This is a genomic window from Pseudoalteromonas thalassia (assembly GCF_049257215.1).
Lineage (GTDB): Bacteria > Pseudomonadota > Gammaproteobacteria > Enterobacterales > Alteromonadaceae > Pseudoalteromonas > Pseudoalteromonas lipolytica_C.
On record NZ_JBMMUE010000001.1, the window covers coordinates 29,646 to 51,370 of the forward strand.

21 protein-coding genes are annotated in these 21,725 nt (G+C 40.5%); 12 read left to right on the forward strand and 9 right to left on the reverse strand.

Annotated elements, in window-relative coordinates; translation table 11 throughout:
* Nucleotides 1–320: 320 nt before the first annotated feature.
* From hemL to AAEU31_RS00170, 5 genes are all read right to left on the reverse strand, one after another.
* Nucleotides 321–1,601 carry a glutamate-1-semialdehyde 2,1-aminomutase gene (hemL, locus tag AAEU31_RS00150; RefSeq protein ID WP_421966103.1) on the reverse strand — a complete coding sequence of 427 codons (1,281 nt, stop codon included), beginning with the start codon at nt 1,599–1,601 and terminating at the stop codon, nt 321–323.
* Between the two features lie 72 nt (nt 1,602–1,673).
* Nucleotides 1,674–2,690 carry an aspartate carbamoyltransferase gene (locus tag AAEU31_RS00155; protein ID WP_138557276.1) on the reverse strand — a complete coding sequence of 339 codons (1,017 nt, stop codon included), beginning with the start codon at nt 2,688–2,690 and terminating at the stop codon, nt 1,674–1,676.
* Between the two features lie 104 nt (nt 2,691–2,794).
* Entirely contained in the window at nt 2,795–3,229 is a 435-nt protein-coding gene (locus AAEU31_RS00160) for a CopD family protein (protein ID WP_135923727.1), read from the reverse strand.
* A 20-nt stretch (nt 3,230–3,249) separates the two neighbouring features.
* Entirely contained in the window at nt 3,250–4,932 is a 1,683-nt protein-coding gene (locus AAEU31_RS00165) for a chloride channel protein (protein ID WP_235383911.1), read from the reverse strand.
* An 88-nt stretch (nt 4,933–5,020) separates the two neighbouring features.
* The gene (locus tag AAEU31_RS00170) at nt 5,021–6,361 is read right to left on the reverse strand and encodes a transporter substrate-binding domain-containing protein (protein WP_421966104.1); all 1,341 of its coding nucleotides are present in this window, start codon (nt 6,359–6,361) and stop codon (nt 5,021–5,023) included.
* A gap of 234 nt (nt 6,362–6,595) precedes the next feature.
* Here AAEU31_RS00170 and erpA point away from each other — a divergent pair, with 234 nt between their 5' ends.
* Nucleotides 6,596–6,934 carry an iron-sulfur cluster insertion protein ErpA gene (erpA, locus tag AAEU31_RS00175; RefSeq protein WP_135923730.1) on the forward strand — a complete coding sequence of 113 codons (339 nt, stop codon included), beginning with the start codon at nt 6,596–6,598 and terminating at the stop codon, nt 6,932–6,934.
* Nucleotides 6,935–7,936: 1,002 nt separating this feature from the next.
* Nucleotides 7,937–8,176, forward strand: coding sequence for a helix-turn-helix domain-containing protein (locus tag AAEU31_RS00180; protein ID WP_054562310.1), 240 nt, complete (start codon nt 7,937–7,939; stop codon nt 8,174–8,176).
* Between the two features lie 117 nt (nt 8,177–8,293).
* Here AAEU31_RS00180 and AAEU31_RS00185 read toward each other — a convergent pair whose 3' ends face one another.
* From AAEU31_RS00185 to AAEU31_RS00200, 4 genes are read right to left on the reverse strand one after another with little or no spacing between them, the layout of a single operon-like run.
* Nucleotides 8,294–9,673, reverse strand: coding sequence for an AmpG family muropeptide MFS transporter (locus AAEU31_RS00185; protein ID WP_421966105.1), 1,380 nt, complete (start codon nt 9,671–9,673; stop codon nt 8,294–8,296).
* 38 nt (nt 9,674–9,711) lie between these two features.
* Complete coding sequence (locus AAEU31_RS00190; RefSeq protein WP_135923732.1) at nt 9,712–10,329, reverse strand: peptidylprolyl isomerase; 618 nt, start codon at nt 10,327–10,329, stop codon at nt 9,712–9,714.
* 2 nt (nt 10,330–10,331) lie between these two features.
* Nucleotides 10,332–10,883 (reverse strand): YajG family lipoprotein, encoded by a 552-nt coding sequence (locus tag AAEU31_RS00195; protein WP_421966106.1) that lies wholly within the window; start codon nt 10,881–10,883, stop codon nt 10,332–10,334.
* A gap of 13 nt (nt 10,884–10,896) precedes the next feature.
* Nucleotides 10,897–12,030, reverse strand: a complete 1,134-nt coding sequence (locus AAEU31_RS00200) for a methyltransferase (RefSeq protein WP_138557321.1) — start codon at nt 12,028–12,030, stop codon at nt 10,897–10,899.
* 42 nt (nt 12,031–12,072) lie between these two features.
* Here AAEU31_RS00200 and AAEU31_RS00205 point away from each other — a divergent pair, with 42 nt between their 5' ends.
* From AAEU31_RS00205 to AAEU31_RS00250, 10 genes are all read left to right on the forward strand, one after another.
* A complete protein-coding gene (locus tag AAEU31_RS00205) occupies nt 12,073–12,660 on the forward strand; it encodes an alpha-ketoglutarate-dependent dioxygenase AlkB family protein (RefSeq protein WP_421966107.1) in 588 nt (195 codons plus the stop codon).
* A 73-nt stretch (nt 12,661–12,733) separates the two neighbouring features.
* On the forward strand, nt 12,734–13,045 hold the full coding sequence (locus AAEU31_RS00210) for a BolA family protein (protein WP_421966108.1): 312 nt from the start codon (nt 12,734–12,736) through the stop codon (nt 13,043–13,045).
* A gap of 167 nt (nt 13,046–13,212) precedes the next feature.
* Nucleotides 13,213–14,406, forward strand: a complete 1,194-nt coding sequence (gene fabV / locus AAEU31_RS00215; RefSeq protein ID WP_421966109.1) for an enoyl-ACP reductase FabV — start codon at nt 13,213–13,215, stop codon at nt 14,404–14,406.
* A 349-nt stretch (nt 14,407–14,755) separates the two neighbouring features.
* Nucleotides 14,756–16,099 (forward strand): Na(+)-translocating NADH-quinone reductase subunit A, encoded by a 1,344-nt coding sequence (locus AAEU31_RS00220; RefSeq protein ID WP_135923737.1) that lies wholly within the window; start codon nt 14,756–14,758, stop codon nt 16,097–16,099.
* A 4-nt stretch (nt 16,100–16,103) separates the two neighbouring features.
* Nucleotides 16,104–17,306 carry an NADH:ubiquinone reductase (Na(+)-transporting) subunit B gene (locus tag AAEU31_RS00225; RefSeq protein ID WP_135923738.1) on the forward strand — a complete coding sequence of 401 codons (1,203 nt, stop codon included), beginning with the start codon at nt 16,104–16,106 and terminating at the stop codon, nt 17,304–17,306.
* Nucleotides 17,299–18,051, forward strand: coding sequence for a Na(+)-translocating NADH-quinone reductase subunit C (locus AAEU31_RS00230; RefSeq protein WP_138557283.1), 753 nt, complete (start codon nt 17,299–17,301; stop codon nt 18,049–18,051). The genes AAEU31_RS00225 and AAEU31_RS00230 overlap by 8 nt, the downstream gene beginning before the upstream one ends.
* On the forward strand, nt 18,051–18,683 hold the full coding sequence (locus AAEU31_RS00235; protein ID WP_054554281.1) for an NADH:ubiquinone reductase (Na(+)-transporting) subunit D: 633 nt from the start codon (nt 18,051–18,053) through the stop codon (nt 18,681–18,683). The genes AAEU31_RS00230 and AAEU31_RS00235 overlap by 1 nt, the downstream gene beginning before the upstream one ends.
* Nucleotides 18,684–18,693: 10 nt before the next feature.
* On the forward strand, nt 18,694–19,302 hold the full coding sequence (gene nqrE / locus AAEU31_RS00240) for an NADH:ubiquinone reductase (Na(+)-transporting) subunit E (protein ID WP_016708692.1): 609 nt from the start codon (nt 18,694–18,696) through the stop codon (nt 19,300–19,302).
* A 19-nt stretch (nt 19,303–19,321) separates the two neighbouring features.
* Nucleotides 19,322–20,548, forward strand: coding sequence for an NADH:ubiquinone reductase (Na(+)-transporting) subunit F (gene nqrF / locus AAEU31_RS00245; protein ID WP_135923740.1), 1,227 nt, complete (start codon nt 19,322–19,324; stop codon nt 20,546–20,548).
* A gap of 113 nt (nt 20,549–20,661) precedes the next feature.
* A complete protein-coding gene (locus AAEU31_RS00250; RefSeq protein WP_421966110.1) occupies nt 20,662–21,693 on the forward strand; it encodes an FAD:protein FMN transferase in 1,032 nt (343 codons plus the stop codon).
* The last annotated feature ends 32 nt before the right edge of the window (nt 21,694–21,725 follow it).

A 21,725-nucleotide genomic window follows, 5' to 3' on the forward strand; every position in this document is an offset into this window, starting at 1 on the left:
ACGCCTTGGAACGATCTAAAGTTGATATTTTTTGCTTATTTATACAAAAAATACACAGATGTAATTTGATGTAATTGCGTTAAGTAAATTTTAATTCTGTTTTTAATTCTTATAAAACAGTTTGTTGGGAATTTTATGTCGTTTTCGTTACATTTTAAAATATAAATGCAGGAAAAAATCATTTGGTTTGTATAAATGATGTTTTAATTATAATATTTTTGGTTTTTAATTTTCGAAAATAATCTTATCTATTATTTTCTGAGGGGGGAACGTTTGGAAGTATAGGCCACCGATTAAAAGTGACCTATATTATTTTCGGTTTAAAGCTTCGCGAATGCGCGCTCTGCGGCTGCAATAGTATCGTTGATTTCTTTTTCTGAGTGTTCAGCACACACAAAGCCAGCTTCGAAAGCAGAAGGAGCTAGGTAAACGCCTTCTTCAAGCATTAAGTGGAAGAACTTTTTAAAACGCTCTAAATCACACTCAGTCGCTTGTTGATAGCTAGTTACTTTTTCTTTATCAGTAAAGAAGAAGCCGTACATTCCACCTGCGTAGTTTGTTGTAAGTGCAATGCCTGCTTTTTTCGCAGCGGCTTCAAAGCCTTCACAAATTGCTTTGCTTTTAGCTTCTAGTTCATCGTGTAGACCTTCAGTGCATAATAACTCAAGCGATTTTAAGCCTGCTGCCATGGCAATTGGGTTACCTGATAATGTACCCGCTTGATAAACAGGGCCGACAGGTGCGATGTAATCCATGATTTCTTTCTTACCACCAAATGCACCCACTGGCATACCGCCGCCTATTACTTTACCTAAGCAAGTAAGGTCTGGTTTGATATTGTAGTAAGCTTGTGCGCCACCTAAAGCAACACGGAAACCTGTCATTACTTCATCAAAAATAAGCACAGATTTGTATTTATCACACACCTCACGTAAACCTTCTAAGAAGCCTGGTACAGGTGGAATACAGTTCATGTTGCCAGCAACTGGCTCAACGATGATACAAGCGATTTCGTCAGCGTATTTTGCGAAAATTGCTTTTACTTCATCAAGGTTGTTAAACGACACCGTTAATGTGTGCTTTGCGAAGTCTTCAGGAATGCCTGGTGAGTTAGGAACGCCCATAGTCAGCGCGCCTGAGCCTGCTTTTACTAGTAGTGAGTCTGCATGACCGTGGTAACAGCCTTCAAACTTTAAGATTTTGTCACGGCCAGTGAAGCCACGCGCTAAACGAATCGCACTCATGGTTGCTTCAGTACCTGAGCTTACCATACGTACTTTTTCGATTGATGGTACCAGCTCTTTTACTTTCTCGGCCATTAAGATTTCAGTTTCGGTTGGTGCACCATAGCTTAAGCCATTTTCAACGGCTTCTAATACCGCTTGTTTAATAGCAGGGTGGTTATGACCCATGATCATTGGTCCCCATGAACCAACGTAATCGATATAACGGTTACCATCAGCATCAAAGGTAAAAGGACCTTCTGCTTTAGTGATGAATAAAGGAGTACCGCCAACGCCATTGAAGGCACGAACTGGTGAGTTTACACCGCCTGGGATTGATTCTTGCGCGCGATTAAAAAGATCTTGGCTAATTGTCATGAATAGTCCTATTGGGTTGTCACGTTAAATGAGTTGGTTTATAAGGGCTCAGAGAGCCCAAAACGAAGCGAGTTAACTATTACGTTTACGGCTAAACCAAGGCACGTCGACTTCATATTGCTCAACTTTGTCGGCAACATCTAAGGTTAGAGCAAACAACGCCATGCGGATTAACACGCCATTTTGAACTTGGCGGAAAATTGCTAGGTTGTCGTTGCTATTTAAATCGTTATCAAGCTCGTTTGCTTCTAAACGGCTGTCACGAGGCAGTGGGTGCATCAGTACTGAGTTTGGCTTACAGTGTGCATTGTAAATTGCTTGGCTGATACGAAAACCACCACGGTATTTGTTCGCTTCTTCTTGTGAAGGGAAGCGCTCTTCTTGAATGCGGGTTTGATATACAATATCAGCCGCCAAGTTGCCTTCCATTTTATCTACTAGTTGAATTTTATGACCGGCGTTATCAACAGCATCTAAAATGTAGTCTGGCATTTGTAAGCCATCAGGTGCCACCATAGAGAACTTAACGTCTTTATAATGACACAGTAACTTAGATAAAGAGTGCACAGTACGGCCGTATTTTAAATCACCCACTAGGGCAATGTGCATACCGTCGATACTTTGGTTGAAACGGCCAAGTTCACGTTCAATCGTTAGTAAGTCAAGTAGGGCTTGAGTTGGGTGCTCATTCGGGCCGTCACCGCCATTGATTACTGGTACATCACACCCAGTGGCAAACTCAGCAACGGAGCCTGCATCAGGGTGGCGCATTGCGACTGCATCTGCATACGCAGAGATAACACGAGCGGTGTCATATAACGATTCACCTTTTGCTAGCGCAGAGCTTTGCATGCCTGTTGTTTCGCGGACTAAGCCACCTAGTAAGTTAAATGCGGTACCAAAGCTTACGCGAGTACGCGTGCTTGGTTCAAAGAACAAGTTCGCTAAAATTGCGCCCTCTAAAACATTGGTGCGCTTTTGCTTTTTAGCATAAGGCTCCATTTTCTTAGCAACTGCAAAAATACGTTCAATACAATCTCGATCAAGCTGATTGACCGACAGGATATTTTCACCTTGGAAACTTAGCATGGGGTTTGTTCCTAATCACATTTATAGGGCGCTGGCACTCGGTATGGGAGGCCGCATAAATTTGCGCAGTACTATAGCAAATTTTTAGCGTACACAGCAGCAAATTATAAGTTAGGTTTAATAATTGCCAGTGCCACTATAGCTAAAAGGATGAGTACCGGAACTTCATTAAAAATACGGTAAAAGCGATCGCTACGTTTATTGCGATCATGCTTAAAATCAGCCAGTAATTTAAAGCAGTAGCCATGATAAATATAAAGAATAATCACTAATACCAGTTTGTAGTGCAGCCACATGCTGTATCTAAACCAATCACGACCATATTCAAAAATCGTTAATACGCCAAACACGAGTGTTAATACGGCAAAGGGCGTAACGAAATAAAGTAAACGTCGCTCCATTACTTTTAGCATTGAGTTACAGGCTTTTTCTTCACTCATTGCGTGGTAAACGAATAGCCGAGGCAGGTAAAAAATACCGGCAAACCAAGCGATCATAAAGAACACATGAAACGTTTTATAAACTAATAGCGCAGTCATTTAAGTATCCATTTTAATTGTTATAACAAACTGTTGCGTATGGTAAGGATATGCCTGATTTGATCCCAACGCAAAAGACCCATAATTTGTTGGTTATCAAGTAGGTTGTATATATACACCGCACCGCTGCGTTTATCTTTCAGTAAATCAAAGGCATCGGCTAACGTTGCTTGGCTACTTAGCCCAGTAAGGTTGACGTATTTGATATTACTATTTTGATCAGACATTAGACTTAAATCATATTCAGCAAGACGATAGCCGTTTTCTTCATCATGCACAATAAGCGGCGTTTGGCTATCAAGGGCATCAAGCGATTCTTTGATTTGCTGTTTGTCATCACTGTAAAGTAACTTGAATTGTTCATCCATTTCAGCCATTACTCCGACTTTTTGTAACGCTTCGGTAGCTGGCGATATTTGATACTCAAGCCCTTGGAAATCAAGTTGCTGCATAAAAATAGAGCGGTTACCAAAAAACTGCAGTGCCGTGACATAAGCCGTTGAGATCACAAGCATGGCTGGCACAATAATCTCTGGACTTGAGGTTAACTCCATAACCGTAGTGAGTGCTGCAAGTGGTGCGTGTAATGTAGCTGCCAATAATCCTGCCATGCCAAGCATGCTGTAGGTACCTGTAATATCAACTCCCGGGCTAATAAACTGAGCAAAAAAAGCCATTAAAGTGCCCATTAATACCCCAAGCCCAATTACAGGACCGATGATCCCGCCAGGAATACCCAAGCCAATAGCAAATAAGGTGGCGAGCAATTTGGCAATCAAGATGGTAGTTAAAAACTGCACATCATCTGGTGACTCAATGGCAATAGTGATTGCACTCATACCTGAGCCCATTGCATGGGGAACCATATAAGCAATTAAGCCTGCGATTAAACCTGCCAGTAGTAGGCGAGGGAACATGCTTAACGGTTTAAAGGTGCGGATTATAAGCATCAAGTTTTGGTTAAATGCATAAGCAACAGCACCAAGTGCCATACCAAAGATGATTAAAAATGGGTAATGCCAACCACTCAATGGATTCATAGTAATAAGTGCAAGCTCAGAAGCGTCACCAAATACAAATTGAGTCGCTAATGCGCCGGTTACCGCAGCGAGCATGATGGGCACGAAAATATGCACTTTATATTCTCTAAGCACCACCTCCATTACGAAAATAACGGCTGCAAGCGGGGTGTTAAATGAGGCGGCGATACCGGCTGCAACACCACACCCTGTTAGGGTACGCATTGCATTGTGTGGAAGGTGTAATTTATCGGCCAGTAAACTGGCGCCCGTTGCACCCATATGTACCGAAGGGCCTTCTCGACCTACCGAAAAACCACTTATCAGGGCTAATGCACCACCGACAAATTGGTTCACCGTGTTGTAGAGCGGCATATGACCATAGTGTTTTTTAATGCGGTGTATTACAAATGGAATGCCAAGGCGATAATGCTTAAAGCCAGTTAGAGCTGCAAATAGAGCAATTAATAAGGCGGCACTGACCGGAAGAAGAACTCGTTCAAGAGTGGGTAGTGTTGAGAAGTCATCAGGCTTCTCAAGAAATAAACTCTGGAAAAACATGATAGTGAGGCGAAAAAGAATGATTAAAACTGCCGCAATTAACCCTGCACTTACACCAAGTAAGCACAACTGCACAGATGTTTTAGGCTTTGCTAAACGACGTCTTAGTCTTTCAAGCCACATGCATATTTCCTCACAGCACTTTTGAGCCGCAGTTTAGCAAATCAAATTCACTAAGTCCTTGTGATTTTGAAATTAATAAGTAATTTACTCAATGAAGGTTATCGGTACGGTTACTATTCAGCTGATCCGTTAGAGAAGGTAAATGTGCTTTAATTGCATTAGATAGTTCGGGGACGAGCCCAGCATGTTTTTTATGTACAACAGTATTGACTGTCATTTGTCTTAGTACAACAACTTCAAATTCTTTTCGCAAGTTATGAATATCAATTTCAAGTGCAGGGTAGAACACATTGTCAACTCGGCCTTTCTTTAGCATTCTTAATATATGGTTTAAATCTTCATTTAGAATTACACGCGCTTGAATATTAAACTCCTTGAGCAATTCAAGGTCTCCCATCGAGCTCATAATACTAATGTTTTTATCGTCTAAGTTAGTACGGTTACATGTTTCAGATTTACGACATATTAAGACAATATTTACGGTACCTAAGCTTGGTTCAACGACGATAATATCATCGAACTTACTTAGGTTGCTTTTTGAACGAACTATATCCCCATCGACTATCCCTGCATTAAGCAATAGTACACCTCTGCGTGAGGGCACGGCTTGAAGTTGAGTTTTGATATTTAATTCATCATAAACAGTTTCCATAAACTGTTTGAATGGCGCTATATGAGGGATATCTATATAGGTAAATAATAACTTTTTGGGTTTTATATAGTGTGTTGTCGATTGTGAATTGTCATCAAATAAGCTCTGTAGTTGAGCCAGTTTGCTTTGATTCTCTAGTGTGTTTTTAATACCAATAACGAGTGGGAAATCTGTAAATTGTCTGACTATTTTCGGTTGAGGTAACCCCTTTTCAATAGCAAAATAACCTAAAATCTCAGGAGCAGAAATGACAAACTTAACCTGATTAGTCGTTAATAAGATGAATAACTGCTCATCGGTGGCGACTCGAATGATGCTGTCATCATAAGCTTGAATTATGTTCTCAATATATCCAGGATAGACATAAGAGTCGACTACAGCCACTTTATTATCACTAAAGAGCTTTTCTAAATTATCAAATGCTTGTTCATTCTGTTGATTTGTTAACACCGCAAGTTGTGAGTTAAAAATAGTAGGCGAAGCGATAAAGCCTGGTTTTATTTCCGAGAGCCAAGCTGGGTAGTAACCTAGATACCCCGGTTGTTCGGCCTTTTCGATTGCATCTTGCCATGGTAAGTATTCAACATTAAGCTCAATTCCTTGTTTTGTAAGTGTGTTTCTCAATGAAGCAATCGCATTACCGCCATTTGCCATTTCACTGCTGGCATAGGGAGGAACTTCTAAAGATGTAATTTTCCATGTTTCATTATCAGCAGCAGTGACACTACCCGACATACCCAGCATTAATAGGATGAGTGGCAACAAATAGGTTCGCATAAAACAATATCATCATTGATCGTTCAGTAATTATACGCCTAAATTACAACCTTTTTGTATTTTTATTGGTCTTTTTAGCTAAAACGCGGGCAATCCTATTATCTAAGATGATGAGTTTAAAGTGTATAGCCTACCCGTGCTGTTATTAAGTACGGATATTGCTCCCTTGAGATACTTGATTAAAACACTCGGGTATTAGATAATCGCCACATTATAGGTTTTGAGGGTCTCGGTATGTCTGATGAGTTGCCAATTAAGTTCAGCGATGCAGCAGCTGTTCGTGTTAAACAGTTAATCGAAGAAGAAGAGAATCCGGATCTAAAGCTACGTGTTTATGTAACAGGTGGTGGTTGTTCTGGGTTTCAGTACGGTTTTACTTTTGATGAAAAAGCCAACCCTGGCGATTTAGAGATTGAAAAAAACGGTGTTACCTTAGTGGTCGACCCGATGAGTATTCAATACTTAGTCGATGGTACGGTAGATTATACTGAAGGGTTAGAGGGCGCACGTTTCTTCGTTAACAACCCTAACGCAACAACAACTTGTGGTTGCGGAGCTAGCTTTAGCGTTTAAAAATTTTTTGAAAAAGCCACTTGATGTGGCTTTTTTATTGTTCATACTCTCTTAATCCCTTCATTAATGCACTCACGCATCAGCAGAAGTAAGTTTTAGCTTCTGAGTTTAAGAATAACAAAAGAATAGAAACCTTAGTTGTTAGCAGTTTTATCGTAACGGTAATTTAGTTGCTTTCGGGTAATACCAAGTAATCAGCAGCTAGCTGAAAATACACATCAATCAACCTGTTCAGATCGCATTGCCAAAGTTAAGGGCTGAGTTTGAAAGCTTGGTTGTTGAGTAAGAACTTATAAAAGGAATAGGTTCATTTTGAGGTTCTAGGCATGCATCTATATAAAGGGATTGTGTTGTGGTTCAGTCAGTAAACGTCGTTGCTGCAATAGGTTATTGCAGTAATTGGCAGATTGGTATTCGAGACCATACGACACAGTTCTCCTTGCTTATTAGTGCTAAGAAAACGAAATCGTTAGCTCGTTTAGGTAACTTCGTTGCGCCTTGATTAATAATAAGTGACTCTAGTGTTGAGTCACTTTAATCATCAGTAAAAAGAAGCCCAAAACAAATACAGAGGCGATCAATATATATACAAATCCTTTTTTCCCCTGCTTAATTGGTACACGATTGTGTCTAAGAAACAGGTACCACGCTACACAGAGTACAATTGGCAACAAAAATAATATACGAAACATTTCTTAACCTTTTTCAGTATTTACATACACTTTAAGCATAAATTTACAGTTTATAAAGCGATAATTTAAGTGTGATAAGGTTTCAATTGATTAATTTTTTGGTACAGTTAACAACTGGCAATAGAGCACATGCTTTAATTTTAGCTACAATTAAGTTTGTTTAACTATGCGGTCCATTCCTAAAAGAAGGACATTTGTATAATTATTCATCCAAAGCATAAGTTATTAGTATATAATGTGTTCAGGAGTGAGACGGGCAAAATTTCACTCTAAATTTTTAATTTAAATCATCTAGTAGGAGATGTATTTTATGATGGGTAAAACAGTTTCTTCTGAAGAAAACTCAAAATTAACGAAATGGCTTAAGACGAAGCGCCATGAGAAAGGTCACACAATGCGCAGTCTTGCACAAGTGTTAGGTACGCCTCACTCTTTTATTGGTAAAATTGAAAACCAAGAGCGTCGTTTAGATGTTATTGAGTTTATGCGTTATTGTGATGCGCTAGAAGTTGACCCATACGAAGGTCTTAACTTATTAAAAGACGCATAATTGTTGACTACCCAGAAGTTTTTAACTTCTAGCATATAGTATGAATAGTGCATGGATGCACTATTTAAGCCCCGCTATTGTAATAACTACACTTTATTTACATACGTTTTTATTTTGTTAATTGTTTTTGTGGTAGTTGTTTTCTAACGCATAAAGCTTATGGCGAATTAAGAACAAAAATACCAATGATGGAATAACCATAAGTGCTGTTAGCACAAAAAACATGGCCCAGTTACCATCTAACCAATCATCAATTACAACGCCGCTGTAACTTGAAAGCAAAGTTCTACCTAAATTACCTAATGAGGCAAGAAGCGCGTAGTGCGTTGCACTAAATGCTCTGTCGCAGAGCATAGATATAAATGCCACCATAGCAACGAGAGACCATGCTTGGGTAAAGCCATCAACGATAATGGCAAAGGCATACAGACTCAATTTAGGGCCCGCAATAGCAATCCAAGCAAAAGCTAAGTTTGAAGCAGCCATCGCAATACCACTAATAAACAAGCCCTTTACAATGCCATAGCGTTGATTAAATAGACTCCCTAAGAATGTGAAAGCGATGGTAAGCACTGCAGTGCCCACTTTCGAGAAGGTGGCAATGTCACTATTCGAAAAGCCTACTTCTTTATAGAACACAATAGACATTCGTCCTAAAAAGGCTTCACCAATTTTAAATAAGAAGATAAAGGCTAATAATGCGAGTGCTGTTTTAACACCATTACGCGCAAAGAAGGTTTTGAATGGATCAATAACAGTTACAGCAAGCCATGCGATTATTTTTGTCAGTTTGCTTTGTTTGGCACCAGCTAACTTTTGTTGGTAAGTGCGTTCAAGTTCAGCTTGCACAAGTTCGCGGTTAGAATCAGGCTCTTTTGCCCAAAAAACACTGCTCATCAGTAATAACATGACAACAGATAAGAAAAAATAAACTTCAGGCCAGTCAATTGATGGAATGTCAGCTAAATAAAAAGGCAAGGCACCAAGTAAAGCATAGCCACTCCACCAACCTGATGTTGCCATCGCTGCTGCAGCGGTAGCTTTATGGCTTTCATTCTCGGCTAAGGTATCAATACGAAATGCATCAATAGCAATATCTTGGGTCGCAGATGCAATAGCAATGACTAAACAAATTGCCGCTGCAAACCAGAGGTTAGCTTTAATATCTAAACCTGCTAGTGCAAAGGTGCCAATAAAAATGACTGACTGGCACAATAAAATCCAGCTGCGGCGCTGACCAAGCCAATTGAATAAGAATGGTAACTTGACGCGGTCAACTAATGGAGACCAGAAAAAGTTAATACTGTAAGCACCGAAAACTATACCAAATAAGCCGATCATACTTCGGCTTAGGCCCTCATCTTTTAACCATGCAGACAAAACAGAGCCAATCAACACCCATGGAAAGCCACTGCTGATACCAAAGATAAAAATGTTGATTAAACGTTTGTCTTTGAAATATGAAAAGTACTCTGAAATTGAAAGAGGGTTTGTCATAGTATTGCCAATTGATGGGGCTAAGAAGCCCCTAATTATTATTGATTAGCGTCAAGCACTTTAACGTTTAAAATTACGATAGGTGTTTTTGGTACAAAGCTGTAACCAATTTTTTCGTTGTATGCGGTTTCTGTACGCATAATTTTATCAAGTGTTTCATAGCCATCCATAACCATACCAAAAACGGCAAAGCCCCAATCGCGGCCCGGGTTTAAATGGTCATTGTCGTCCATGTTAAAAAAGAATTGGCGAGTGCCTGAGTGCGGCTTACGGTCTTGGTACGCCATAGCGATACTGTACATATCATTTTTTAAGCCATTACCACTTTCGTTAAAAATAGGGTCGTATTCGTGCAAGCCATCGTAGTCTTTGTCATAACCCCCGCCTTGGATCACAAAATCGCGTTCGTTATCGTCGTCGCGTTCTACACGGTGAAAAACACTGCCTTGGTAACTGCCATCAGCAACGTAGGTTAAAAAGTTATTCACGGTAATCGGCGCACGAGAGCGGTCCATTTCAACCACGATGCTGCCAAGTGTCGTGACAATTTCAACACGTGGAAACATATTGTCTTTTTGAATAAACTTACCTTCAGTTGCTGCAAATGAACTGTGAGCAAATAATAAAATAAAACTGAGTAAGAGAATGCGCTTCATAGTTACCCCTCTAAATAAGCGATTAATTCTGGGTCAGATACAATGCGGGTAATTATTTGTTCAGTCAACTTATTAAGCTGACTTTCAATTTTCGCACGGTCATGACTTAAAGGCCCTTCTAAATTAGCACCACCTCGATACACTTTACTAAAGTTGCTGTTATTTCTAATCACACGGACACCTAACTCAATACTGGCAACACTTGTGTGTGTCATCAGTTTTTCAGTTACGACGGCTTGTAGTTTATGAATGTCAACTTCAAAGCGAGTTGTTGCAAGGTTAGAAATATTGGCTCCATTTCTACTCAATGCGCTATCGAGGGTACTCTTGAGCGAATCTGCTATTCCTGGGCTGGCTAAAGTCTTCACTTTACCGGATTCAATGATTTTTAGAGTGACATTATCACCTCTTAAATCAATAACACTGGTACTTACGCTGCTATCTATATGGGTGATTTTACCACTTTGATAAACAGGGTTTAAAATTAGTTGATTAGGCTGATTACTACACCCAGCAAGCGCTAATAATGCACATAAAGAAAGTAACTTTCTCATCTAGATTGCTCCATCAATGATTTTTAGTTGCACTAAGTACGACAAACTTTTTGTTAGAACCTAATAGTTTGCAATTGCCGAACATGCGCTTTAGTTTTTCATGGTAGTCGAGGTGGCGATTACCGATAATCCTTAATTCACCACCTTGTTTAAGAGTATGTTTGGCTTGTTTAAACATTTGCCAAGCGATGTGATCAGTCACAGCTTGTGCTTGGTGAAACGGTGGGTTACATAAAACAAGATCAGCACTGTCAGGTTCAAAATCGGTTAAGCAATCGTTTTGTATAAACTCACATTGCTCAAGTTGTTCAGGTAGATTGTGGGTAACATTTAGTTTTGCTGATTCAACGGCCATATACGATTCGTCAACAAAAGTGACATGGGCTTTAGGGCAGCGTTTTAAAGTCATCAAGCCAACTACGCCGTTGCCACAGCCTAAATCAATAATACGACGAGCTTTGCTAGTTTGTGGTAAATAGTTAAAGAAAAAACGTGCGCCAATGTCTAACGAATCTCTAGAAAATACATTCGCATGGTTTTGAATTTCAAATTCACTGCCTTCAAGTGGCCAACTTACAGGGAAGGGGGCTTTTTTATCAAAGCCACTGGTTTTACTGATTACTAAGCGAGACTTTTTAACTGCTAAGCTGGTTGAGGTATCACCAATATACTGATTAAAGGCTTTAATTGTTGAATTATGGATATCTTTGGTCTTACCTGCAGCAATAACTGCAATGTCTTTTGGGAGAGCTGCGCTAATAGCTGCAAGCTGATGCTGTAAATAGCCTAAATTACGGGGCACTTTTAAGATCACTAAATCAACCTGGCTTGGTAAAGCTTGTAATGAATGAAGCTGCTTAACTGAATCAATTGTTAACTCATTGGCTTTTAAATTGTAACGTGTTGCTTGATGACCAATATACGAATCGTTAACTGAATAAACTGTTAATGAATTGAATGCGCAAGCAAGTGCGCCAAAGCTGTCATTCAAAATGAGCACTGAATTTGCGTCAGGGTGATGTTCTTGTACATAATTGACAAGGTATTCATCACCAGAATCCCAGGCTTGAAGACTGCGATTTTTTTGATCTAAAGGAAAACGTTCTAGGGTATAGGTGTTATCACCGAGCTGTGCTTGGGTGGTCATCATGATTTTACGATAAGTATTTAAGTATAGGTAAATTCTAACATGCAACAGCCAAACGCCAACCCTAATCATTTACCTGAGGGGTTTTCTTATCAAGCGAAGGCTTTAAGTGCGCAAAAAAGTCTCGATTTATTTTATTACCTACAGCAGCATCTTAATTGGCAGCAGCCTTCTATTAAAGTTTATGGAAAAAGTCATGTGATCCCCCGTTTGCAGTGCTTTATTGCTGATCCGAATGTTAATTATGGCTATTCAGGGTCACAGCTAATTGTTGAACCTTGGCCAGCGGTGCTTGATGCCATGCGTAAACGTTTAACAGCGCAATTGCAGATACCTTTTAATGCATTATTGGTAAATTTATACCGTGATGGTCAAGATTGTATGGGCTGGCACAGCGATGATGAAAAAGAGCTCGGCCAGCAGCCGACTATTGCATCAATATCTCTGGGGGCTGAGCGGAAATTCAAAATAAAGCATAAACATAATAATGAGCAACACGATCTTATTTTACAAAGTGGTAGCTGCTTAATTATGAATGGCCATAGTCAGCGTGATTACCAGCATTGCTTGCCCAAACAACAAAGGTTAAAACATCCTCGAATTAATCTTACCTTTCGCTCAATACGATAAAATTATTGGTAAAATGAGCCACGCCCTTGATATAGTAACGGCCAATTATTTTGCAATTAAAGGTCTATGACACATGTCAATGCAACAACAAATTGAGGAAAAGCTCGCTGCGGGTATCGAATGTAAACACCTGAATGTTGTCGATGAAAGCCATATGCATAGCCGTGGAACCGAATCGCATTTTAAAGTGGTGGTTGTGAGTGAAGAGTTTGCAGGTAAACGCTTACTTGCCCGACATCGTCAAATTAATGAGCTATTAAAAGATGAATTAGCAAACCACATTCATGCATTAGCGATCCACACATTTACTCCTGAAGAGTTTAGTGAACAACAAGGACAGGCACCTGAATCACCTAAATGCTTAGGCGGCTCAAAGTTCGATTAAATTAGCAGGACAGTCACCCAAAGTTAAGTGGACAGTCACTCTAAATGGGTGCTTACCCCAGAAAGATTTCAGTGGGTCTGAACAGTTTTATACTGATCAGACCTGTATTTTAACTATTAGCCTTTAAACTAGCGCTAATTTTTATTGTGATAGATATAGGATGATCAATGGTCATTAAGCCTAAAATTCGTGGATTTATTTGCACTAACGCACACCCGGTAGGCTGTGCTGAGCATGTACAAGAACAAATTAACTATGTGAAAGCGCAAGGACCACTGAGCAACGCACCGAAGAATGTACTCGTTATTGGTGCGTCTACTGGGTACGGCCTAGCCTCTCGTATTACTGCTGCGTTTGGTGGCGGTGCGAAAACGTTAGGTATTTTCTTTGAAAAAGAAGGTAGTGAGCGTAAAACGGGCTCTGCAGGTTGGTATAATACTGCAGCATTTCAAGCGGCAGCTGAAGAAGCAGGTTTGTGGTCTAAGAATATCAATGGCGATGCTTTTTCTAACGAAATTAAGCAAAAAGCAATTGATACTATCAAAGCTGATCTAGGTAAAATTGATTTAGTTATCTACAGCCTTGCGTCTCCTCGTCGTACTGATCCAAATACGGGCGAAACTTACTCGTCAACGCTTAAGCCAATTGGTTCTGATATCACAACGAAGAATCTAAACACTTCAAAGCGTGTGATTGATGAAGTAACGGTTGAGGCAGCAAGCCAAGAAGACATCGACAATACAATTAAAGTTATGGGCGGTGAAGATTGGGAAATGTGGATTGACGCATTAAAAGAAGCGGATGTTCTTGCTGATAACTTCAAAACGACTGCCTACACATATATTGGTAAAGAATTAACCTGGCCAATTTACGGTCATGCGACAATCGGTAAAGCCAAAGAAGATCTTGACCGTGCAACGCAAGCAATCAAAGAGTCTACGAAAGACTTAAATGGTGAAGCGTATGTGTCTTCATTAAATGCGGTTGTAACACAAGCAAGCTCGGCAATTCCAATTATGCCTTTATATATTTCTGCTTTATTCAAAGTAATGAAAGCAGACGGTACATATGAAGGCACAATAGAGCAAATTCACGCGTTATTTACAGAAAACCTTTACGGTGAGACGCCACGTTTTGATGACGGTGGTCACTTATTCCAAAACTACAAAGAGTTAGAAGATGATGTTCAAGCTCGTGTACAACATGTTTGGGATACTGTAGATACAGATACTATTGACGAATTAACGGATTACGTGGGTTACCACAACGAATTTTTACGTTTATTCGGTTTTGGTATCGACAGTGTAGATTACGATCAAGATGTGAATCCTGATGTTGCGATTTCGCAGCTTATCGATTAATCGATAAACAAACTTTATTTTGAAAAGTCGCTTTTTTAAGCGACTTTTTATGTTTGTGGATGAAAATAAATCTGCATCAATAGCACTTTGGTCTATATTGAATTTTATTCAAATGGTTTTTGTAGTCTAAATAATCACATCTGTCGTATAAATTTCATATTTGCTCTCGCATAGTCACCCTGATTGATGTTAAAATTCGGGTAATATATGTGAGGAGTTTACTGCGTTGCTTGTTTGGGGTGTTAAACAGGCTATTCTTTGATATTTAGAATTTAACCTGAGCATATCAAAAGGCGACGTGGTTGGTACGATTTTTCAGTTTCTTTCCGTTAATGTAATGCAAGTGCGTATGATCAACATAAAAAAAGGTCTGGATTTACCGATAGAGGGCGCACCTCAGCAAGTTATTCATGATGGTTCTGCCGTCAAACGTGTAGCTGTGCTAGGTGAAGAATATATTGGTATGCGTCCAACCATGCATGTTCGCGTGGATGACCAAGTCAAAAAAGGCCAGGTACTTTTTGAAGACAAAAAGAACCCAGGCGTCTTATTTACTGCACCAGCTTCTGGGGTAGTAAAAGAAATTAATCGTGGTGCTAAACGTGTGCTGCAATCTGTTGTTATTGAAGTTAATGGCAGTGAGCAAATCACCTTTGACTCTTTCAAGGCCGATGAGCTTTCGAGCTTAGACCGTGAAAAAGTGAAAGAAGTACTGGTTCAGTCAGGTCAATGGACAGCACTACGTGCTCGCCCATTTAGCAAAGTAGCTGCTTTGGATGCAAATCCAAGCTCTATCTTTGTAACGGCTATCGACACTAACCCGCTAGCTGCAGATCCTGCAGTGATCATTGCTGAAAACACTCAAGCATTTGAAGCTGGTTTAGCTGTGGTATCTCGTTTAACTGACGGCAAAGTATTTGTTTGTAAACAAGCTGGTAGCCAAGTGCCTAGTTCATCAATCCCTCAAGTAGAAGTACATGAGTTTGGTGGCAAACATCCGGCTGGCCTTGTTGGTACACATATTCATCACTTAGACCCAGTTTCTGCTAGCAAGCAGGTTTGGCACTTAGGTTACCAAGACGTAATTGCGTTTGGTAATTTGTTCCTGACTGGTGAAATCTTCACAGACCGTGTTGTTTCTCTTGCCGGTCCTCGTGTTAAAAACCCACGCTTAGTTAGAACTCAGCTTGGCGCATCTTTAGATGATTTAGTTGCTGGCGAATTAGAAGACGGTGATAACCGTGTAATTTCTGGTTCAGTGTTGTCAGGTGCTATTTCTCAAGGTCCACATGCGTTCTTAGGTCGTTACCATGTTCAAGTATCTGTATTACTTGAAGGTCGCGAAAAAGAGCTATTCGGTTGGATTGCACCAGGTGCTAATAAGTTCTCAGTAACACGTACCTTCTTATCTCACCTAACACCAAGCCGTCTATTTAACATGACGACTTCAACAGGTGGTTCGAAGCGTGCCATGGTTCCAATTGGTAGCTATGAGCGTGTTATGCCTTTAGACATCCTACCTACACTATTATTACGTGATTTAATCGCACGTGATCTTGATGGTGCAATTTCGTTAGGTGCGCTAGAGCTTGATGAAGAAGATTTAGCATTATGTACCTTCGTTTGTCCAGGTAAATACGAGTATGGTTCAATCCTACGCGATTGCTTGACTACGATCGAGAAGGAAGGCTAGAGAGATGGGTTTAAAGAAATTTCTAGAAGATATTGAGCCGCATTTTGAACCGGGTGGTAAACACGAGAAATGGTATGCGCTTTACGAAGCTGCAGCGACTATTTTTTATACGCCTGGTTACGTAAATAAAGGCAAAACACACGTTCGCGATAACATCGACCTAAAACGTATGATGATTTTAGTGTGGATGGCAACGTTCCCTGCAATGTTCTTTGGTATGTTCAACATCGGTCATCAGGCCGCAGGTGCTTTAGCACAAGGTTTTGAACTAGCAAATACATGGCAAGTTGGTCTGTTCCAATTATTCGGTGGTGAGTTAACTGCTGAATCTGGTTGGGGCGCGAAAATGTTTTACGGTGCCTGCTTCTTCCTACCAATATACGCAGTAACGTTTGCTGTGGGTGGTTTCTGGGAAGTGTTATTTGCTTCAGTGCGTAAGCACGAAGTAAATGAAGGTTTCTTCGTAACATCTGTACTATTCGCACTAATCCTACCTGCAACGATTCCTTTATGGCAAGTTGCACTAGGTATTACGTTTGGTGTTGTAATCGCTAAAGAAATCTTTGGTGGTACAGGTCGTAACTTCCTTAACCCTGCTCTTGCCGGTCGTGCGTTCTTATTCTTCGCATACCCAGCGCAAATTTCAGGTGACACAGTATGGACTGCAGTAGATTCATTCTCTGGTGCAACTATGCTTGGTCAAGCAGTGGTTGGTTCACTTGATTACAGCAACATGGAACTATGGTGGAATGCGTTCTACGGTTTCATTCAAGGTTCTGTAGGTGAAACGTCAACACTAGCACTATTAATCGGTGGTTTATTCCTAATTTACGTGCGTATCGCTTCATGGCGTATCGTACTAGGTGTATTCCTAGGTATGGTTGCAACGTCATTCTTACTGAATACAATTGGTTCAGAAACTAACGCAGTATTTGCTATGCCTTGGCACTGGCACTTAGTTCTTGGTGGTTTTGCATTTGGTATGTTCTTCATGGCAACAGACCCAGTATCTGCATCATTCACTGACAAAGGTAAGTTCGCTTACGGTGCGTTAATCGGCTTTATGGTTGTAATGATCCGTGTTGTTAACCCGGCATTCCCAGAAGGTATGATGCTAGCAATCTTATTTGCTAACTTATTTGCACCATTATTCGATCACTTTGTAGTGCAAGCTAATATCAAGCGGAGGTTGGCACGTAATGTCTAGTAATAACGAATCAATCGGCAAAACGCTAACCGTTGTTGTTGCACTATGTTTAGTGTGTGCAATCATCGTATCGTTTGCTTCAGTTCAGCTTCGTCCTTTACAGCAAGCTAACAAAACACAAGATATCCAACGTAATATCTTAGCTGCGGCTGATATTGAAGTGTCAGGTACTGTATCTGATACGTTCAATTCTAGAATCGAAGCACGTGTAGTAGATATGAACACTGGTGAATTTGTTGAAGGTGTTGATCCTAACTCATTCGATTTCGAGAAAACTAAGTTTGACCAAGCACGTAGCTTTGCGTTAAAAGCAGAAGGAATTAAAGACATCGCTGGTATTCAGCGTATGACAAAAAATTCACCTGTTTATATCTCGAAAAAACCAGACGACTCAGTTGATGCAATCATTCTACCTATCCAAGGTTACGGCCTTTGGGGTGTTATGTATGGCTTCTTAGCGCTTGAAAGCGATGGTGAAACTGTTAAGAACATCAATTTCTTCAAGCACAACGAAACGCCAGGTCTGGGTGGTGAAATTCAAAATCCACAATGGACTGCTAAATGGCAAGGTAAAGAGTTACCAATCAATATCATGAAGAGCGGTGCAAAGAACGAACATCAAATTGATGGTCTTTCTGGTGCAACATTAACTTCAAACGGTGTTGATCACACAGTTGACTTTTGGACTGGCGAAAACGGTTTTGGTCCTTTCCTTGCGAAAGTACGTGAAGGAGCGTTGAAATAATGGCTGATACTAAAGAAATGAAGTCGGTCCTATTTGGCCCGGTATTCGCAAATAACCCGATCGCACTACAAGTACTTGGTATTTGTTCTGCACTAGCGGTTACTTCAAGCTTAAAAAATGCACTTATCATGTCAATCGCATTGACGCTAGTAACTGCATTCTCTAGCTTGTTTATTTCGTCAATTCGTAACCATATCCCATCATCTGTACGTATCATCGTGCAAATGACGATCATTGCATCACTTGTAATCGTTGTTGACCAAGTACTACAAGCTTTCTCTTATGCAACAGCAAAAGAGCTTTCTGTATTCGTTGGTCTAATCATTACAAACTGTATCGTAATGGGTCGTGCTGAAGCATACGCAATGAAGTCACCACCGCTAATGTCTTTCCTAGACGGTATTGGTAACGGTTTAGGCTACTCAGTAGTGCTATTAACTGTTGGTTTCATCCGTGAGTTATTCGGCAAAGGTTCACTATTCGGTGTTGATATTATCCCACTAGTACAAAACGGTGGGTGGTATCAACCAATGGGTCTATTGATTTTACCACCGAGTGCATTCTTCATTATTGGTTTATTTATTTGGGTACTTCGTACCTTCAAGAAAGACCAAGTAGAAGCAAAAGCGTAAGGGGCGAGCAGTGGAACATTATATTAGTTTATTTGTAAAAGCAGTTTTCATTGAAAACTTAGCTTTAGCCTTCTTCCTAGGTATGTGTACTTTCCTTGCTGTATCAAAGAAAGTAACAACGTCAATCGGCCTAGGTGTGGCAGTTATCGTTGTACTAGGTATCTCAGTACCAGTAAATAACTTGGTTTATCACGCTGTTCTTGCACCAGGTGCATTAGAATGGCTTGGCTACCCAGAAGCAGACCTTAGCTTCTTACGTTTCTTGACTTTCATCGGTGTTATTGCAGCACTTGTACAAATTCTTGAAATGGCATTAGATAAGTTCTTCCCTGCACTTTACAACGCGTTAGGTATCTTCTTACCACTGATCACAGTTAACTGTGCAATCTTCGGTGCGGTATCTTTCATGGTTGAGCGTAACTATAACTTCGGCGAGTCTGTTGTTTATGGTATCGGTTCAGGTGTGGGCTGGGCACTAGCAATTACTTTACTTGCTGGTATCCGTGAAAAAATGAAGTACTCAGACGTTCCTGATGGCTTACGTGGTTTAGGTATTACTTTCATCACTGTTGGTCTTATGGGTCTTGGCTTTATGTCATTCTCTGGTATTTCACTTTAATAGGTAGCGAGGATAAATCATGAATGAGATTTTCTTAGGCGTTGGTGTTTTCATCGCTATCGTTGTTATTTTAGTTTTAGTTATCATTGGTGCTAAATCTAAATTAGTAGCAAGCGGCGATATCACCATCGGTATTAATGGCGACCCAGAAAAAGCTATTACAACATCAGCAGGTAGCAAGCTATTAGGCGCGCTAGCTGATTCAGGTATCTTCGTTTCATCTGCGTGTGGTGGCGGTGGCTCTTGTGGTCAGTGTCGTGTACACATCAAAGAAGGTGGCGGTGATATCTTACCAACAGAACTTGATCACATCTCTAAAGGTGAAGCTCGTGAAGGCTGCCGTTTAGCGTGTCAGGTAAATGTTAAAAACGACATGGAAATTGAACTTGAAGAGTCAATTTTCGGTGTTAAAAAGTGGGATTGTACGGTTATCTCTAACGATAACAAAGCGACATTCATCAAGGAACTTAAACTACAAATTCCTGATGGTGAGTCTGTACCATTCCGTGCAGGTGGTTATATTCAAATTGAAGCACCAGCGCACCACGTTAAATATGCTGACTTCGATATTCCTGAAGAGTATCGTGGCGACTGGAACCACTTCGGTTTCTTCGATCTGGAGTCTAAAGTAGACGAAGAAACAATTCGTGCATACTCAATGGCTAACTACCCAGAAGAAGAAGGCATCATCATGCTTAACGTGCGTATCGCTACGCCGCCGCCAAGAGACCTAAGCCTTCCATGTGGTAAAATGTCTTCGTACATTTGGTCACTTAAAGCAGGTGATAAAGTGACTATTTCTGGTCCATTCGGTGAGTTCTTCGCGAAAGACACTGATGCAGAAATGGTATTCGTAGGTGGTGGTGCAGGTATGGCACCAATGCGTTCACATATCTTTGACCAACTTAAGCGTTTAAAATCTAAGCGTAAGATGAGTTTCTGGTATGGTGCACGTTCTAAGCGTGAAATGTTCTACGTAGAAGATTTTGATGGCTTAGCTGCAGAAAACGATAACTTCGTATGGCACACAGCACTGTCTGATCCACAACCAGAAGATAACTGGGAAGGTTACACAGGCTTCATCCATAACGTACTTTATGAAAACTACTTGAAAGATCATGAAGCGCCTGAAGATTGTGAGTTCTACATGTGTGGTCCTCCAATGATGAACGCGGCTGTTATCAACATGCTAAAAGATCTTGGTGTAGAAGACGAAAACATCTTATTAGATGACTTCGGTGGCTAACACCATACACAAAACAATAAGTTTTGGTTAGAATACAGGCCTCGTAGCACACAGTGTTACGAGGCTTTTTTATTTCTATACCTACAATGCGTGGTATCCAAAAGGTGAATGCTATGAATAGAGTGTTTTATCGCCAAGGTTTGATGGCCTTTTTTCTACTAACTATTACTTTACTCATGGCTGGTTGCAGCCAAGCAGATAAGGTCGAAGAGCTTTATTTTGAAGGTAAGACAATGGGTACCACCTATCACATAAAGGTGTACGCTGAGTCTTCAAAAATTGCAGGCATTGATTTACACCCTGAAATTAAGCAAGTGCTTAAAGATGTAAATCAATCTATGTCGACTTACATTCCAGATTCAGAAATTAACCAGTTTAACCAGTTACCAGCAGGGCAGGTGATGCCAATTAGCGCTGATTTTAGAAACGTGGTAGCAGAGTCAATTCGCCTTGGTGAATCAACAAAAACGTTAGATGTTACTATGGGGCCACTTATTGACTTGTGGGGTTTTGGCCCAGATAAAAAGCCAACTAAACGCCCAAGTGATGAAGCATTGGCTGCAATGGTTGCTAAGATTGGTGTTGATAAGCTTGAACTTACTGATGCAGGTTTGATGAAAACAATAGATGGTTTAGAGCTATCGTTTTCGGCTACAGCCAAAGGCTATGGTATTGATAAAGTCGCTGAAGTGATAGAAAGCCATGGTCTGACAAATTATATGGTTGAGATTGGTGGTGAGCTTCGTGTATCGGGTATTAAGCCTGACAACATCACGTGGAAAATTGCAATTGAACAGCCTGATGCTGAGCCAGGCGTTCGTAAAGTGCATAAAGTGATTGAGCCTGGTACCAATGGTATTGCGACATCAGGTGATTACCGAATTTTTTACGAAATGGATGGTGTCACATATAGCCATCTAATTGATCCTGTAACAGGTATGCCTAGTCGTCATGACTTAGTATCAGTTACAGTGTTGCACCCATCAGCAATGACTGCAGATTGCCTAGCCACAGCGCTTACAGTAATGGGCATGGAGCGCGCGCAAAAATATGCTGAAGAACATGATTTGCCAGTGTATTTAATTGGTAAGTCAGACAATGGCTTAGTAACTTATTCAAGCCCTGCATTTAAACCTTATTTGTAGCAGGGCAAGAAGCAGTTTATAATGCATACAGC